This window comes from Coprococcus sp. AF99-45 (genome assembly GCF_027663865.1).
GTDB classification, from domain to species: Bacteria; Bacillota; Clostridia; order Lachnospirales; family Lachnospiraceae; genus Allocoprococcus; species Allocoprococcus comes.
Genome location: NZ_JAQDGZ010000003.1, coordinates 171491 through 186196 on the forward strand (window position 1 = coordinate 171491; position 14706 = coordinate 186196).

The window sequence follows — 14706 nt, forward strand, 5'->3', positions numbered from 1 at the left end:
TCCTTTTTAAATTCCATTATATTGACAAGCCATCAAAATCTCTTTATAATTAGAATTTAGCTGATAGAAGCGAGGAGGATAAAGATGAAAGCTTACGGAGTTAACGAACTTAGACGCATGTTTCTTGACTTTTTTGAGAGCAAAGGTCATTTAAAAATGAAAAGCTTTTCGCTGGTGCCGCACAATGATAACAGCCTTCTGCTGATCAATTCAGGAATGGCACCGCTGAAACCATATTTTACAGGACAGGAGATCCCACCGAGACGCCGTGTGACAACCTGTCAGAAATGTATCCGTACAGGAGATATCGAGAACGTAGGAAAGACTGCACGTCACGGTACTTTCTTTGAAATGCTTGGTAACTTCTCATTCGGTGATTACTTTAAGACAGAAGCAATCCACTGGTCATGGGAATTCCTGACAGAAGTGGTTGGACTGGATCCGGATCGTCTGTACCCGTCCGTATATGAAGACGATGATGAGGCATGGAAGATCTGGAACGAAGAGATTGGTATTGCACCGGAGAGAATTTTCCGTTTCGGAAAAGAAGACAACTTCTGGGAGCATGGATCAGGTCCGTGCGGTCCGTGTTCAGAGATTTACTATGACCGCGGAGAAAAATACGGATGCGGTAAACCGGGATGTACAGTAGGCTGCGAATGTGACCGTTATATGGAGATCTGGAACAACGTATTTTCACAGTTCGACAATGATGGACATGGAAACTACAGCGAACTGAAGCAGAAGAATATTGATACCGGTATGGGACTTGAGAGACTTGCATGTATCGTACAGGATGTAGACTCTATGTTCGATATTGATACTTTAAAAGCACTGCGTGACCAGGTATGTGAGATCGCAGGAGTATCTTATGGAGATAATGAAAGCACAGACGTATCTCTGCGTGTAATCACAGACCATGTGCGTTCTGTATCTTTCATGATCTCTGATGGTATTATGCCGTCTAATGAAGGAAGAGGATATGTTCTTCGCCGTCTTCTCCGCCGTGCATGCCGTCACGGAAGACTTCTGAACGTTGCACCGGGATTCCTTACAGATCTTGCTGCAACTGTGATCGAAGGCTCTAAAGACGGATATCCGGAGCTGGAAGAAAAGAAAGACTTTATCATGAATGTCATCCGCAAGGAAGAAGAGCAGTTTGAGAAGACCATCGACCAGGGGCTTGTCATTCTGAATGAGATGAAAGAAAAGATGGCAGAAGAAGGAACAAAGACTCTGTCCGGAGAAGATGCGTTCAAATTATATGATACCTATGGATTCCCGATCGATCTTACCAAAGAGATTCTGGAAGAAGAAGGTATGGATATTGATGAAGAGGGATTTAAAGCCGCAATGGAAGTTCAGCGCCAGACTGCAAGAAAAGCACGTAAGGCAACGAACTACATGGGAGCAGATGCAACCGTATACGAATCCATTGATCCGTCTGTAACCTCTAAGTTTGTCGGATACGAGCATCTGGAATATGAATCGAAGATTACGGTACTTACCACAGAAGATGAGATCGTAGACGCTCTTTCTGACGGTGAGAGAGGAACCATCTTTGTAGATGAGACTCCGTTCTACGCAACAAGCGGTGGACAGGAAGCCGACCACGGTGTGATCAAATGCGGTGACGGTGAATTTGTTGTGGAAGATGTGAAGAAGATGCTTGGTGGCAAGATCGGTCATATCGGTTATATGGCAAAGGGTATGATGAAGGTTGGAGATCAGGTTACTCTGACCGTTGATTCGCAGAGACGTGTGCTTTGTGCAAGAAACCACAGTGCGACCCATCTGCTTCAGAAAGCACTCCGTACCGTACTTGGTACACATGTAGAACAGTCCGGATCTTATGTAGACGACAAGAGACTTCGTTTCGACTTCTCTCATTTCTCGGCAATGACACCGGAAGAACTGCAGAAAGTAGAAGATATGGTAAATGAAAGCATTTCCAGATCTCTGCCGGTTGTCATTAAGAACATGCCGATCGAAGAAGCAAGAAAGACCGGAGCACAGGCTCTGTTCGGTGAGAAGTACGGCGACATCGTCCGTGTTGTAAATATGGGAGATTACTCTATTGAGTTCTGTGGTGGTACACATGTTGCCAATACAAGCGAGATCGGAGCATTCAAGATCCTGTCTGAAAGTGGTGTGGCAGCAGGGGTACGCCGTATCGAAGCACTTACATCCAAAGGACTGATGGATTATTATGGAGAACTGGAACAGTTGCTTCATGAAGCAGCCAAGCTCCTGAAAGCAACTCCGGATACTGTGTCTGAGAAGATTGCACACCTTCAGGCTGAGAACAAAGAACTTCACAGTGAAGTAGAAAGCCTGAAGAGCAAGCTCGCAAAAGATGCCATGGGTGATGTGATGGATCAGGTAGAAGAAGTAGCCGGCGTAAAAGTGATTGCTGTTAGCGTAGAAGATATGGACATGAACGGACTGCGTGACCTTGGAGACCAGCTCAAGGAGAAGATCGGAGAAGGCGTGGTCGTGATCGCATCCAGCGCGAACGGCAAGGTAAGCCTGATGGCTACAGCAACAGATGAAGCAATGAAGAAGGGTGCTCACGCAGGCAACCTGATCAAGGCAATCGCTTCCTGTGTAGGTGGTGGCGGCGGTGGACGTCCGAACATGGCACAGGCTGGCGGAAAGAACCCGGCTGGAATCCCGGATGCCCTTGCAAAAGTCAAAGAGGTACTGGCAGAACAGATAAAATAATGCCGGAAAATGACAGATTTATGCATATTTTTCCTATTTTTCAAAAAATTCTTGACTGAGATGAAAAATATGATATAATCTAATGTAGTGCAATAAATATACCCGAACAGTCGTATGATGCACAATACCAGGCTGGAGGGGAGGTTAGGTGTGAGACTATGTCAAATGTAATCGTTAAAGAAAACGAAACGTTAGATAGTGCTTTACGCAGATTCAAAAGAAACTGTGCCAAAGCAGGAATTCAGCAGGAGATTCGCAAAAGAGAACATTACGAAAAACCAAGCGTTAGACGTAAAAAGAAATCTGAAGCTGCTAGAAAACGTAAATATAACTAATATGTGCAGAACAATAATGGAGGGTTTATGATTCATAAACCCTCCATTTTTACAGGAAAATTTTATGTGGTGGAATAGGATAATATTTGGAATAGATGGATATGAGGTTGTGATGTGGTTTCTGACTTACAGCATGATGGGATGGCTGGTGGAATCCATCTATATGTCATTTTGTAATCATAAGATTACGAACAGGGGATTTGCAAAAGGTCCGTTTTGCCCGATCTACGGGTTTGGTGCTCTTACGGTGTTTTTTGTATTACGTCCGTATAGCGACAATAGTATACTGCTGTTTTTCCTGGGATCGTTTCTTGCAACGACGTTGGAATTTCTGACGGCACTTGTGATGAAGCGCATTTTCGGTGAGATCTGGTGGGATTACCATGAGAAGCCATTTAACTACAGGGGAATCATCTGTCTGGAGAGTTCGATCGCATGGGGATTCTATACGTTGTTCCTTTTTATGTTCCTGCAGAACATAGTTGCAGCGTTTGTTGCCATGATACCGGTTCGTGCAGGGCGTGTAATTGGCAATCTGATCCTGATTGGATACATTATGGATTTTTCCGCGACAATTTATCGCCAGAAGAAAGAAAATCTTCAGGAAAGCATGGATGAGGAACAAATACAGCAGATTGAACAAGCAAAAGACAAAATGAAAGATAAATTTTTGACATAATTGTTGTTGACAAAACTATAGACTGTGGTCTATACTGTGTCTTGTAAACGACAAGGACGTCATGTACAGTTAGTACATGGCGTCTTTTTGTTTAGCGGTAAATTCCGAATGGATTTCCTGCTAAACAAAAGGCACATTCTTTTACACATTTTTATTCGAAGTCCGGAACGAATAGCATGAAGTAGTATATGATCAAAAGAAGGAAAGCGAGGAGATTCTTATGAAACTCAAAGACACAGGACTCACAGCAGAAGAATTAAAGGACATTGTAAAAAAATATATGGTAGAAACCTATGCAAGATATGATTTTATCGCAGAACGTGCAGAAGGTATGTATCTCTACGATGAAAAAGGGGTAGCTTACCTCGACTTTTATGGTGGAGTTGCCGTAAATACACCAGGTAACAGAAATCCGAAGGTTGTCGCAGCAGTAAAAGACCAGCTTGATGACATCATGCATACATTCAATTACCCATACACAATTCCACAGGCACTTCTCGCAAAGAAGATCTGTGACACAATCGGAATGGATAAGATTTTCTTCCAGAACTCAGGAACAGAAGCCAACGAATGTATGATCAAGATGGCAAGAAAATACGGCGTTGAAAAATATGGCCCGGAACATTACCATATCGTAACAGCAATCAATGGTTTCCACGGAAGAACATACGGAGCACTTTCCGCAACAGGACAGCCGGATAACGCATGCCAGCTTGGATTCAAACCGATGCTTCCGGGATTCTCCTACGCAGAATATAACAACCTTGAAGATTTCAAGTCAAAAGTAACAGATAACACGATCGCGATCATGATCGAGCCGGTACAGGGCGAAGGTGGTGTACATCCGGCAACACAGGAATTTATCGAAGGACTTCGTAAACTCTGTGATGAAAGAGGTATGCTTCTCCTTCTCGATGAAGTACAGACCGGATGGGGACGTACAGGATCTCCAATGGCATTCATGGGATATGGTGTAAAACCTGACTGTGTAACGATGGCAAAAGCTATGGGAGGCGGAATGCCGATCGGTGCATGCTGCGCAAGCGAAAAAGTAGCTGCAGTATTTACATCAGGAACACATGGCTCTACATACGGTGGACATCCACTTGCATGTGCCGCATCTCTTGCTTCTATTTCTGAAATCCTCGACAAAGATTTAAGTGGAAATGCAAAAGTAATGGGTGAATACATGAAAGAAAAACTTGCAGAGCTTCCACATGTAAAAGAAGCAAGAGGAAAAGGACTTCTGGTAGGATGCGAATACGATATTCCGATCGCTCTTGAAGTAAAATGGGCATGCTTCAGAAGAAGACTTCTGATCACAGCGATCGGCGACAGCGTAAACCGTATGATCCCGCCACTGATCCTTGCAAAAGAACACGTAGATCAGGCAATCGAGATCATGAGAGATGCAATCAACGAAGCTGCTGCAAAATATGAGGTAGATCAGAAGACTGCATAGTATAGACATTCCTCCGACTTATTGATATAATTGTATAAAAAATAGAGTACCGGCACAGAAATCCCCCAGTTTCTGTGCCGGTTTTTGAGGTGAAAAATATGTTAGAAAGAATGCAGCTTTTTCCGCTGAATTTTTATAAAAAAGCGAAATTTAACGGAAGTATGGGAAAAATGAACTATCGCCTGGCGAAAGAAGAAAAAAAGACCGATGAGGAAAATTCAGAAACGATTCTTGTCGGAAGTATCTGGGAAGGACCGTTTATTTATGATAAGATTCCGCAGGAAAAGATCACAAAGAGAGAATTCCCATTTGCAGAAGAAGGAATCTGTCAGGCAATGGACTGGTTCAATGAGGAAGGCGAAAAAATGAACCGGGAAGTGTAAAGAAAGGTTCTATTTTCCTGTCAGAAGGCTTATTTATATAATATCGATGGATGGAAAAAAGGAGTCTTATGATGCGCAAATTTCTGGCAGGTCTGCTTGGCATGGTTCTGTGCGTGCAGACCGTATATGGGATCCCGGTCCGGGCGGCAGATGTTTTCGAGCCGGGAGAAAGACCGAAAGCTATGCAGGATGTGATCCGGCAGGAGGATCCGGAGCAGACGAACAGAGACAATTCGGGCAATCTGACCGATCTGGAACTATCTGCTGAGTCCGCAGTTATTATGGAAGCTTCCGGAGGTCAGGTTCTCTTAGAAAAAAATGCGGATGAGAAAAAGCCCCCGGCGAGTGTGACAAAGGTTATGACGCTGCTTCTGATCTTTGATGCACTGGCAGACGGAACGATCACGCCGGATACCGAAGTCACAACTTCTGAGTATGCTGCATCGATGGGCGGATCTCAGGTATTTCTGGAAGCTGGTGAGAAGCAGACTGTGGATACAATGATCAAGTGCATTGCTGTGGCAAGTGCCAATGATGCCTGCGTGGCGATGGCAGAAAAGATTGCCGGGAGTGAACCGGCTTTTGTGGAAAAGATGAATCAGAGATCGGCAGGACTTGGAATGACGAATACCCATTTTGTCAACTGTAATGGACTGGACACGGAAGGGCATCTGACGACAGCGAGAGATATTGCACTGATGTCACGGGAACTGATCACGAAGTATCCACAGATCGAGGACTACTCAACGATCTGGATGGAAAATATTACCCACACTACGGCAAAGGGCAGCAGTGAATTCGGACTGAGTAATACCAACAAACTGATCCGGCAGTATGAATACGCAACCGGACTGAAGACCGGATCCACAAGCGGTGCGAAGTTCTGCCTGTCTGCAACGGCAAGAAAAGACGGGGTCAATATGATTGCGGTTGTGATGGCAGAGCCGGATTCTAAGACACGGATAAAGGATGCCATTGCCATGTTAAACTATGGCTTTGGGAAATGCAGTATTTACCAGGATGAAAAGGCACTGGAAAAAATTGTGTATGCCGAAGTGAAACATGGAATGCAGGAGAAGGCAAAGGGAGAGACGCTGGAGGGCTTCCGGTATGTGGATACCAGTGGATCAGATCTGTCTGCCGTGGAAAAAGAGGTACAGATACAGAAACAGACTGCCCCGATAAAGAAAGGCGACCAGATTGGAGAAGTCATTTACCGGCTGAATGAGAAAACCATCGGAAGCGTTCCGGTTTATGCGACAGAAGGTGTCGGGGAGTTGACATTTGGGGGCGCATTCCTTAAAATTCTGGAAGAAATGATGGTATAACGAAAGAGGGAAGAGATGAAGGCAACAGGGATTATCGTATTGATACTGGTGATTTTTGCAGCAGCAGTTCTTGCAGAAGTATGGCGGGAGCTGCACTGCTTCAAGATTACAAGATACCGGATCAGAACCAGTAAAATAAAGGGAGATGCCGGAAAAGTACGGATTGCTTTCTTAAGTGATCTGCATAATCATGTCTATGGAAAAGAGAATGAGGAGCTGCTTTTGGCGATCAGGGAAGCAAAGCCGGATCTGATCCTGGCAGGCGGCGATATGCTGGTCGGGAAAGCCGGAAGAGACTGGACACCGGCAGCGGATTTGATGAAAAAACTTCCACAGATCGCACCGGTCTGGTGCTGTAATGGCAATCATGAGCAGAGAATGCATGAGCAGCCGGAGATTTACGGCAAAGAATATGGATATTATGAGAATGAACTGAAAAAGGCAGGGATTCATGTCCTGGTGAATGGATCAGAAGAGATCCCGGTAAACGGGATGAAGCTGCGCTTATATGGGATGGAGCTTCCATTTGGATGCTATAAAAAAGGATGGAAGGTGTGTCCGCTTACGACTGGCGAGATGGAAGAACGGATTGGCAGTGCAGAGACGGACGCATACTGCATTTTAATGGCACATCATCCGCTTTACGCAGAAACCTACTGGAAGTGGGGAGCAGACCTGGTGCTGTCCGGACATTTACATGGCGGGATTGCCAGACTTCCACTGCTTGGCGGTGTGATCAGTCCGCAGTTCCGTCTGTTTCCACGCTACAGCGGGGACTGTTATGAAAAAGACGGGAAATATATTGTGGTCAGCAAAGGGCTCGGAACCCACACGATCAATTTCCGCTTCTGGAATCCGGCAGAGTTAGTCGTACTTGATATCATCCCGGCTTTCCTGTATAATAAATAAGGTTATCGACAATTTGACTGGAAAGGATATCTATGGGAAAAGGAATACCGGTAAAGCTGCAGGTTTTTGAGGGACCTCTGGATCTGCTCTTACATTTGATCGATAAAAATAAAATAGACATCTACGATATTCCGATCGTAGAGATCACCAACCAGTATATGGAATATATCCAGGCGATGGACAGAGCAGACCTGAATGTCATGAGTGAATTTCTGGTCATGGCGGCGACACTTCTGGACATCAAATGCAAGATGCTTCTTCCAAAGGAAGTCAATGAAGAGGGCGAGGAAGAAGATCCGCGTCAGGAACTGGTAGAGCAGCTTTTGCAGTACAAGATGTACAAATACATGTCTTATGAACTGCGTGACCGCCAGGTGGACGGAGAAAAGCTGTTCTATAAGGGAGCGACCATTCCGGATGAAGTAAAGGAATACGAAGAACCGGTAGATCTGGATACGCTTCTTGACGGGCTGACCCTGACGAAGCTGAATGATATTTTTCAGGATATCCTGAAAAGACAGGCAGATAAGACGGATCCGATCCGAAGTAAGTTCGGCAAGATCGAGAAAGAAGAGGTTACGCTTCCGGAGAAACTGGAATATGTTTATGAGTATGCAAAGGTACATCACAGATTCAGTTTCCGGGATCTCCTGAAAAAGCAGGCATCCAAGGTACAGATCATTGTCACCTTCCTGGCGGTGCTGGAGCTGATGAAGACAGGAGAGATACAGGTATATCAGGAACATACGTTTGATGATATCATCATTACATCGGACGAGGGACTGTGGCAAGGAGTATAGAAGAAAATGAGAACAAAACAGTTGGAGAGTATCATAGAGGCAATCCTGTTCACTATGGGAGATTCGGTCGAGGTGAGTAAGATCGCATCCGCGATCGAGCAGGATGTGCCGACGACGGAGAAACTTATCCATAATATGATGGACAAGTATCAGAAAGAGGAGCGTGGCATCCGGATCATCGAACTGGATCATGCATATCAGCTCTGTAGCAAACCGGAGATGTATGAGTATCTGATCCGGATCGCAAAGCAGCCGAAAAAGTATGTCCTGACAGATGTCATGCTGGAGACGCTTTCAATCATTGCTTACCGTCAGCCGATCACCAAGCTGGAGATTGAGAAGATTCGCGGAGTCAAATCGGATCATGCGGTAAACAAGCTGATCGAGTACAATCTGGTCTGCGAGCTTGGGCGCCTTGATGCACCGGGACGTCCGCTGCTTTTTGGAACAACCGAAGAATTTCTGCGCAGATTCAGTGTGCAGTCTTTAGATGATCTCCCGGGCATTGAACCGGAGAAGCTGGAGACATTCAAAGAAGAAGCGGAAGATGAGGCACAGATCCGGCTGAATATTTAAAATGGAATCCATAGTATAAACGCCCGTCCCTGTTCATAAAATGGAACAGAAAAGAGCAGGAGGGAGACTGGGGCACATGAAAAAGAAAGAAAAGAAGAGGAATGGAATACCGGCACGGACCAGAAGAGGGATTCTGGCAGCGTGCATGGTATTCTTTTTTAGTTTGCAGATTTTTCAAGGAAAGATGCTATGGAGAGAATCCACAGGAGAAAGTCCGGGTAAGGTCTTATCCGGGAAAGTGCCTGCGGAAGAAAATGAACGGACACAGATAATGGAGACTACGCAGCAAAAGGAACCGGTCTCGGATGCGCAGACTGCACAGGAAAAAGAAACCCGTGAGCAGGAAAGGGAGCAGCTTCTTACCCGGCTCTATGCCCGTTCCGCTGCGTTGGTGGATGCGGACAGCGGCAGGGTCCTGCTCGGAAAAGAAGAGCATGTAATGCGCCCGATGGCAAGTACAACGAAGATCATGACCTGCATTCTTGCGCTGGAAAAGGGAAATCCGAAGGACCTGGTGACAGCCTCTGCAAATGCGGTCGCACAGCCGAAGGTTCATCTGGGAATGCACGAAGGGGAAGCGTTTTATCTGGGGGATCTTCTATATTCCCTGATGCTGGAATCCCATAATGATTCTGCAGTGGCGATCGCGGAACACCTTGCAGGATCCGTTCCGCAATTTGCCGGGTGGATGAATGAAAAGGCAGAAGAGATCGGATGCACTGAGGCACATTTTGTTACGCCAAACGGATTGGATGGAGAGGATGTGGGCGGTGTGCACAGCATTTCAGCTGCAGATCTGGCAAAAATCATGAGCTACTGTGTCCTGCGTTCTCCCAAAGCTGCAGAATTTCTTGCGATCACGCAAATGCCGGTATACAGTTTTTCTGATGCTGAGGGAAAGGGAAATTTTAGCTGCAGCAACCACAATGCATTTCTTCAGATGATGGATGGTGCGATTTCCGGGAAAACAGGGTTTACCGGGGATGCCGGATATTGCTATGTAGGGGCTTTGCAGAGTGAGGATCGTACATTTGTAGTGGCACTGCTTGCCTGTGGCTGGCCAAACAACAAGAATTATAAATGGACAGATACCAGAAAACTGATGGAGTACGGAATGGCACATTATCGTTATGATGAGGTGTGGAAAATACCGGAGCTTTCGAAAATACCCGTGGAAAACGGTGTTTCCCAAAATGGTTTGTTTGGAAAAGCAGCAGTGGAAGTGGAAATCAAAGGAAAAGAAAGTCCGGGTAAGATTCTGGTCGGAGATGATGATGTGGCAGAAGAAAAGACAGAAGTACCGGAAAAACTGGATGCGCCGGTGAAAAGCGGAACACCGGTCGGACAGATCACGTATCTCTTAAACGGGGAGAAATGGGGGAGATGCCAGGCTGTTGTAAAAGAAACAGTCAGACGGAGAACATTTACCTGGATAGCCATGAAAATGTGTGAAATGTTTTATCAATTTAATTTTTAAAACACGAGAAGAATAAAATAGATCAAGAAAATTGCTTAAATTCATCAATGGACTTTCGCGATAAGATATGTTAGCATTAGCTAGACAACAAAATAAGACAAGAAAGTTGACGGATATTTGTGAAAAGTCAGGAATTAGGCAAATTGTGTGATTTTTATGAAAAATTTCTTGTTTTTTCATATGAACAGAAGAAAAAGCAGATGCCGCCCTTTCCAATTAAATAAAAGGAGAGAAACAAAATGGAAAATTGTAAAAAATACGAGAGACAATATTTTATGCCTCCGAAATTTGAATATGATTGGGTGAAAAAAGATTATGTAGACGCACCGCCGATCTGGTGCAGCGTTGACCTGCGTGATGGAAACCAGGCACTGATTGAGCCGATGAGTCTGGATGAAAAGCTGGAATTCTTCCAGTTATTGGTCGATGTGGGATTCAAAGAGATCGAAGTCGGATTCCCGGCAGCATCTGAGACAGAGTACCAGTTCATGCGTACCCTGATCGAAAAAGACATGATCCCGGATGACGTGACTGTCCAGGTACTGACACAGGCAAGAGAGCACATCATCAAACGTACCTTCGAAGCTGTACAGGGAGCACCACATGCTGTGATCCACGTGTACAACTCAACCTCTGTTGCACAGAGAGAACAGGTTTTCAAAAAAGACAAAGAACAGGTAAAACAAATCGCCATCGACGGAGCAAAGCTGTTGAAACAGCTTGCTGATCAGACAGAAGGAAACTTTACTTTCGAGTACAGTCCGGAAAGCTTTTCAGGAACAGAGGTGGACTATGCAGTGGATGTCTGCAATGCAGTACTGGATGTATGGCAGCCGACAAAAGACAAAAAAGTAATCATCAACATTCCGACAACCGTAGAAAACGCAATGCCGCATGTATTTGCAGGACAGGTAGAATATGTAGATAAGAATCTGAAATACCGTGATGGCGTGGTACTCAGCCTTCACCCACACAACGACCGTGGATGCGGCGTGGCAACTGCTGAAATGGGTATTCTTGCAGGTGCAGACCGTATCGAAGGAACCTTATTTGGAAATGGAGAACGTACCGGTAACGTGGATATCGTGACACTGGCACTCAATATGTTCTCGCAGGGTGTAGATCCGGGACTGGATTTCACTGACATTCCAAAGATCCGTGAAATCTACGAACGCCTGACCAGAATGCATGTCTATGAAAGACAGCCATATGCAGGAGATCTGGTATTTACCGCATTCTCCGGTTCCCATCAGGATGCCATCGCAAAAGGTATGGCATGGCGTGAAGCGGAAGAAAGAGATCACTGGACCGTACCGTATCTGCCGATCGATCCGAAGGACATCGGAAGAACTTACGATAAAGATGTTATCCGTATCAACAGCCAGTCAGGAAAAGGCGGTGTAAGCTACATTCTGAAACAGAACTTTGGCATCAGCGTTCCGAAAGAAATGCGTGAAGAAGTCGGCTACATGGTAAAAGATGTATCCGATAAAGCACATAAGGAGCTGACTCCGGACTGGGTATACCACATTTTTGAAGATCATTATGTAAATTACAAAGGAATCTTCTCTATCGATGAATGCCACTTCAAACAGGAAGATGGTATTATAGCAGATGCAACCATTTCCCATGCAAATGGAAAACGTGTGGTAACAGCAGGCGGTAACGGACGTCTCGACGCAGTCAGCAATGCGATCAAACAGTACTTTGGTATCAGCTATGAACTGAGCTTCTACGAGGAACATTCCCTGACACGAGGTTCTTCTTCCAAGGCATGTGCTTATGTAGGTGTCATCTGCAATGGAAAGACCTACTGGGGAGTCGGAATTGATGCCGATATCATCAAAGCTTCTATTGAGGCATTGACAGTTGCTGTCAATAAGATCGATGAACTGAAGAATGTGAATGAATGTAAAGATGAAAGAATGGTAGAGATCATGAACTATATCCAGGCAAATTATCTGGATGTATCTTTAGATGATCTGGCAGAAAAATTCTTCCTGTCCAAACCGTATCTTTCTAAATATATCAAAGAAAAATCCGGAATGACTTTCGGGGATATTGTCAAAAAAGTCAGAATGAAAAAGGCACGTGCCCTGTTAAAGAGCAGCAGCATGACCGTTGAAAATATTGCACTGACCGTTGGATATCAGAATGTAGAGCATTTCAACAGACTTTTCAAGAAGGCGTACAATATCACACCGGTACAGTTCCGCAACCAGAAATAAATAATACATAAAAATGATGAAAAAAGGGCGCAAAAAACGGGAAAAAGACGTTTTTTGCGTTCTTTTTTGTCAATGTTTATGAATGTGAACAAAATTTCATATTTACAGACGAAAATATTGACAAAGTTAACAAAAAAAGTAAGATACTTGTATGTTCAAAATAAAAAACAAAAGTTAAAAATTATGAAACAAGGAGGAGTGAAGACATCTGAGGATGGGGAAAAATTAACGATTGTTTTTTGTTGAATGAATACAAAAGGTTATTTTGGAGGGAAAAATAATGAACGAACATGATGAGGCGTTAAGAAAACAAACCGCCTTTTTAGGACAGCCAAAGGGTGTGGGAACCCTGAGCTTTATGCAGCTTTGTAACTCTTTTGCAAACTATGCGATGAGTGCGGTACTGATTTACTACTTATACGCAAATGCACCGGAAGGACTTGGATTCAGCAAGGCAAATGCAGCACAGCTGATCTCTTTATATTCAACGGTTGTCGTATTGACAGGTATTGTCGGAAGTTTTGTCTGCGACCGTATCTTAGGATGCCGGAAGTCTTTATTTATAGCAAGATCACTTTCATTTATTGGATATGTATGCCTTGCATTACCACTTGGCGTTCCTGGCTATGGAATCGCTATGGGATGTCTGGCAATCGGACCGATGTTCGGTGGCAGATGTCTGGATGCTCTTCTTGGAAAATTCTATGATGAATCCGATGGAAGACGTGACAGCGCTTACACGATTTCTTACGTAATTTCCAACATTGGTGCAGCAGCTCCGGTACTTTCCGGTGCAATCGCAGCAGCACTCGGATACCATGTAGCATTCGCGGCATGTGCAGTCCTTGCATTCCTGGGTATCGTTGTATATGCAGTTACATACAAACCGTTCTTCGGTAATATCGGTATTGAACCGGATGATCCGCTTCCGGATGATAAGAAACGTTCTTTCATCACAAAGATGATCATTGTACTTGTTATCTGCGCAGTTGTTCTTGCAACGCTTTTTGCAACAGGAACATTAAGTATTTCTGTATTCTCAAATGTAATCAGTACTGTATCGATCATTATCCCGATCGTATACCTGGTAGTTATTTACAAAAGTAAAAAGACAGAGCCACATGAGAAGAAGAAAATCCTCTGCCTGGTTCCGCCGTTCATCTGTAACGCAGTTACCCTGCTGATCTGGACACAGACAATTTCAATCCTTGCAATCTTCTATGAAGAAAAGGTTAACCGTGTACTGTTCGGAATGGAAGTGCCTGCAGCATCTATGCAGACAATCCCAGCAGTATTTGCAGTTATCATCGGAAGTATCCTGACAGCAGTATGGACAAAACTCGGAAAGAAACAGCCATATGGAACCACAAAGATGGGTATCGGAACAATCTTCTGGGGATTTGGAGCTTTAATCATTGCACTCCTCTATGTAATCTATCCTGGAGATGCAAAAGTCAGTGCATGGTGGATCGTATTATTCTATGCAATCCTGATGCTTGGTGAAGGATTTACCTGCCCGATCGGTTACTCAATCACGGCTGTTGCAGCACCGAAGGCATTCATGACACAGATGATGACAATCTGGTCAATGTCACAGTCTACAGGAGCTGCTCTTAACACGCTGCTTACAAACTTCTACAAAGAAGGAAGCGAAATTCCGTTCTTCGTAGCAATCGGTGTAGGTGTATGTGCAGTCGGTGCGGTTGTAGCAATCTTCAGTAAAAAGCTTGCAGTCGGAATGGGACTGGACAAGAACGCAGAAGCATAAAAGATTAGGAAATAAGTTTATGTTTCAGGAGGATGAA

12 protein-coding genes are annotated in these 14706 nt (G+C 44.6%); all 12 read left to right on the plus strand.

Going from position 1 to position 14706, the window contains the following annotated elements; all coding sequences use genetic code 11:
* Positions 1–84: 84 nt before the first annotated feature.
* Positions 85–2724 (plus strand): alanine--tRNA ligase, encoded by a 2640-nt coding sequence (gene alaS / locus PGR14_RS03860; RefSeq protein ID WP_270222983.1) that lies wholly within the window; start codon positions 85–87, stop codon positions 2722–2724.
* Between the two features lie 158 nt (positions 2725–2882).
* On the plus strand, positions 2883–3059 hold the full coding sequence (gene rpsU, locus PGR14_RS03865; protein ID WP_004054229.1) for a 30S ribosomal protein S21: 177 nt from the start codon (positions 2883–2885) through the stop codon (positions 3057–3059).
* 64 nt (positions 3060–3123) lie between these two features.
* Positions 3124–3738 (plus strand): putative ABC transporter permease, encoded by a 615-nt coding sequence (locus PGR14_RS03870; RefSeq protein WP_055247085.1) that lies wholly within the window; start codon positions 3124–3126, stop codon positions 3736–3738.
* A gap of 220 nt (positions 3739–3958) precedes the next feature.
* Positions 3959–5200, plus strand: a complete 1242-nt coding sequence (locus tag PGR14_RS03875) for an aspartate aminotransferase family protein (RefSeq protein ID WP_173699044.1) — start codon at positions 3959–3961, stop codon at positions 5198–5200.
* A gap of 98 nt (positions 5201–5298) precedes the next feature.
* On the plus strand, positions 5299–5583 hold the full coding sequence (locus PGR14_RS03880) for a hypothetical protein (RefSeq protein WP_022219906.1): 285 nt from the start codon (positions 5299–5301) through the stop codon (positions 5581–5583).
* 71 nt (positions 5584–5654) lie between these two features.
* Positions 5655–6911: a D-alanyl-D-alanine carboxypeptidase family protein gene (locus tag PGR14_RS03885; protein WP_173699081.1), complete on the plus strand. Its 1257-nt coding sequence runs from the start codon at positions 5655–5657 to the stop codon at positions 6909–6911.
* Between the two features lie 15 nt (positions 6912–6926).
* Complete coding sequence (locus tag PGR14_RS03890) at positions 6927–7820, plus strand: metallophosphoesterase (RefSeq protein ID WP_055247092.1); 894 nt, start codon at positions 6927–6929, stop codon at positions 7818–7820.
* 32 nt (positions 7821–7852) lie between these two features.
* The gene (locus tag PGR14_RS03895) at positions 7853–8620 is read left to right on the plus strand and encodes a segregation and condensation protein A (RefSeq protein ID WP_173692037.1); all 768 of its coding nucleotides are present in this window, start codon (positions 7853–7855) and stop codon (positions 8618–8620) included.
* Positions 8621–8626: 6 nt separating this feature from the next.
* A complete protein-coding gene (scpB, locus tag PGR14_RS03900) occupies positions 8627–9196 on the plus strand; it encodes an SMC-Scp complex subunit ScpB (RefSeq protein WP_055155895.1) in 570 nt (189 codons plus the stop codon).
* Positions 9197–9272: 76 nt separating this feature from the next.
* A complete protein-coding gene (locus tag PGR14_RS03905; RefSeq protein WP_270222984.1) occupies positions 9273–10673 on the plus strand; it encodes a D-alanyl-D-alanine carboxypeptidase family protein in 1401 nt (466 codons plus the stop codon).
* Between the two features lie 239 nt (positions 10674–10912).
* Positions 10913–12901 (plus strand): 2-isopropylmalate synthase, encoded by a 1989-nt coding sequence (locus PGR14_RS03910; RefSeq protein WP_008369222.1) that lies wholly within the window; start codon positions 10913–10915, stop codon positions 12899–12901.
* 280 nt (positions 12902–13181) lie between these two features.
* Positions 13182–14669, plus strand: a complete 1488-nt coding sequence (locus PGR14_RS03915) for a peptide MFS transporter (RefSeq protein WP_270222985.1) — start codon at positions 13182–13184, stop codon at positions 14667–14669.
* Positions 14670–14706 lie beyond the last annotated feature (37 nt).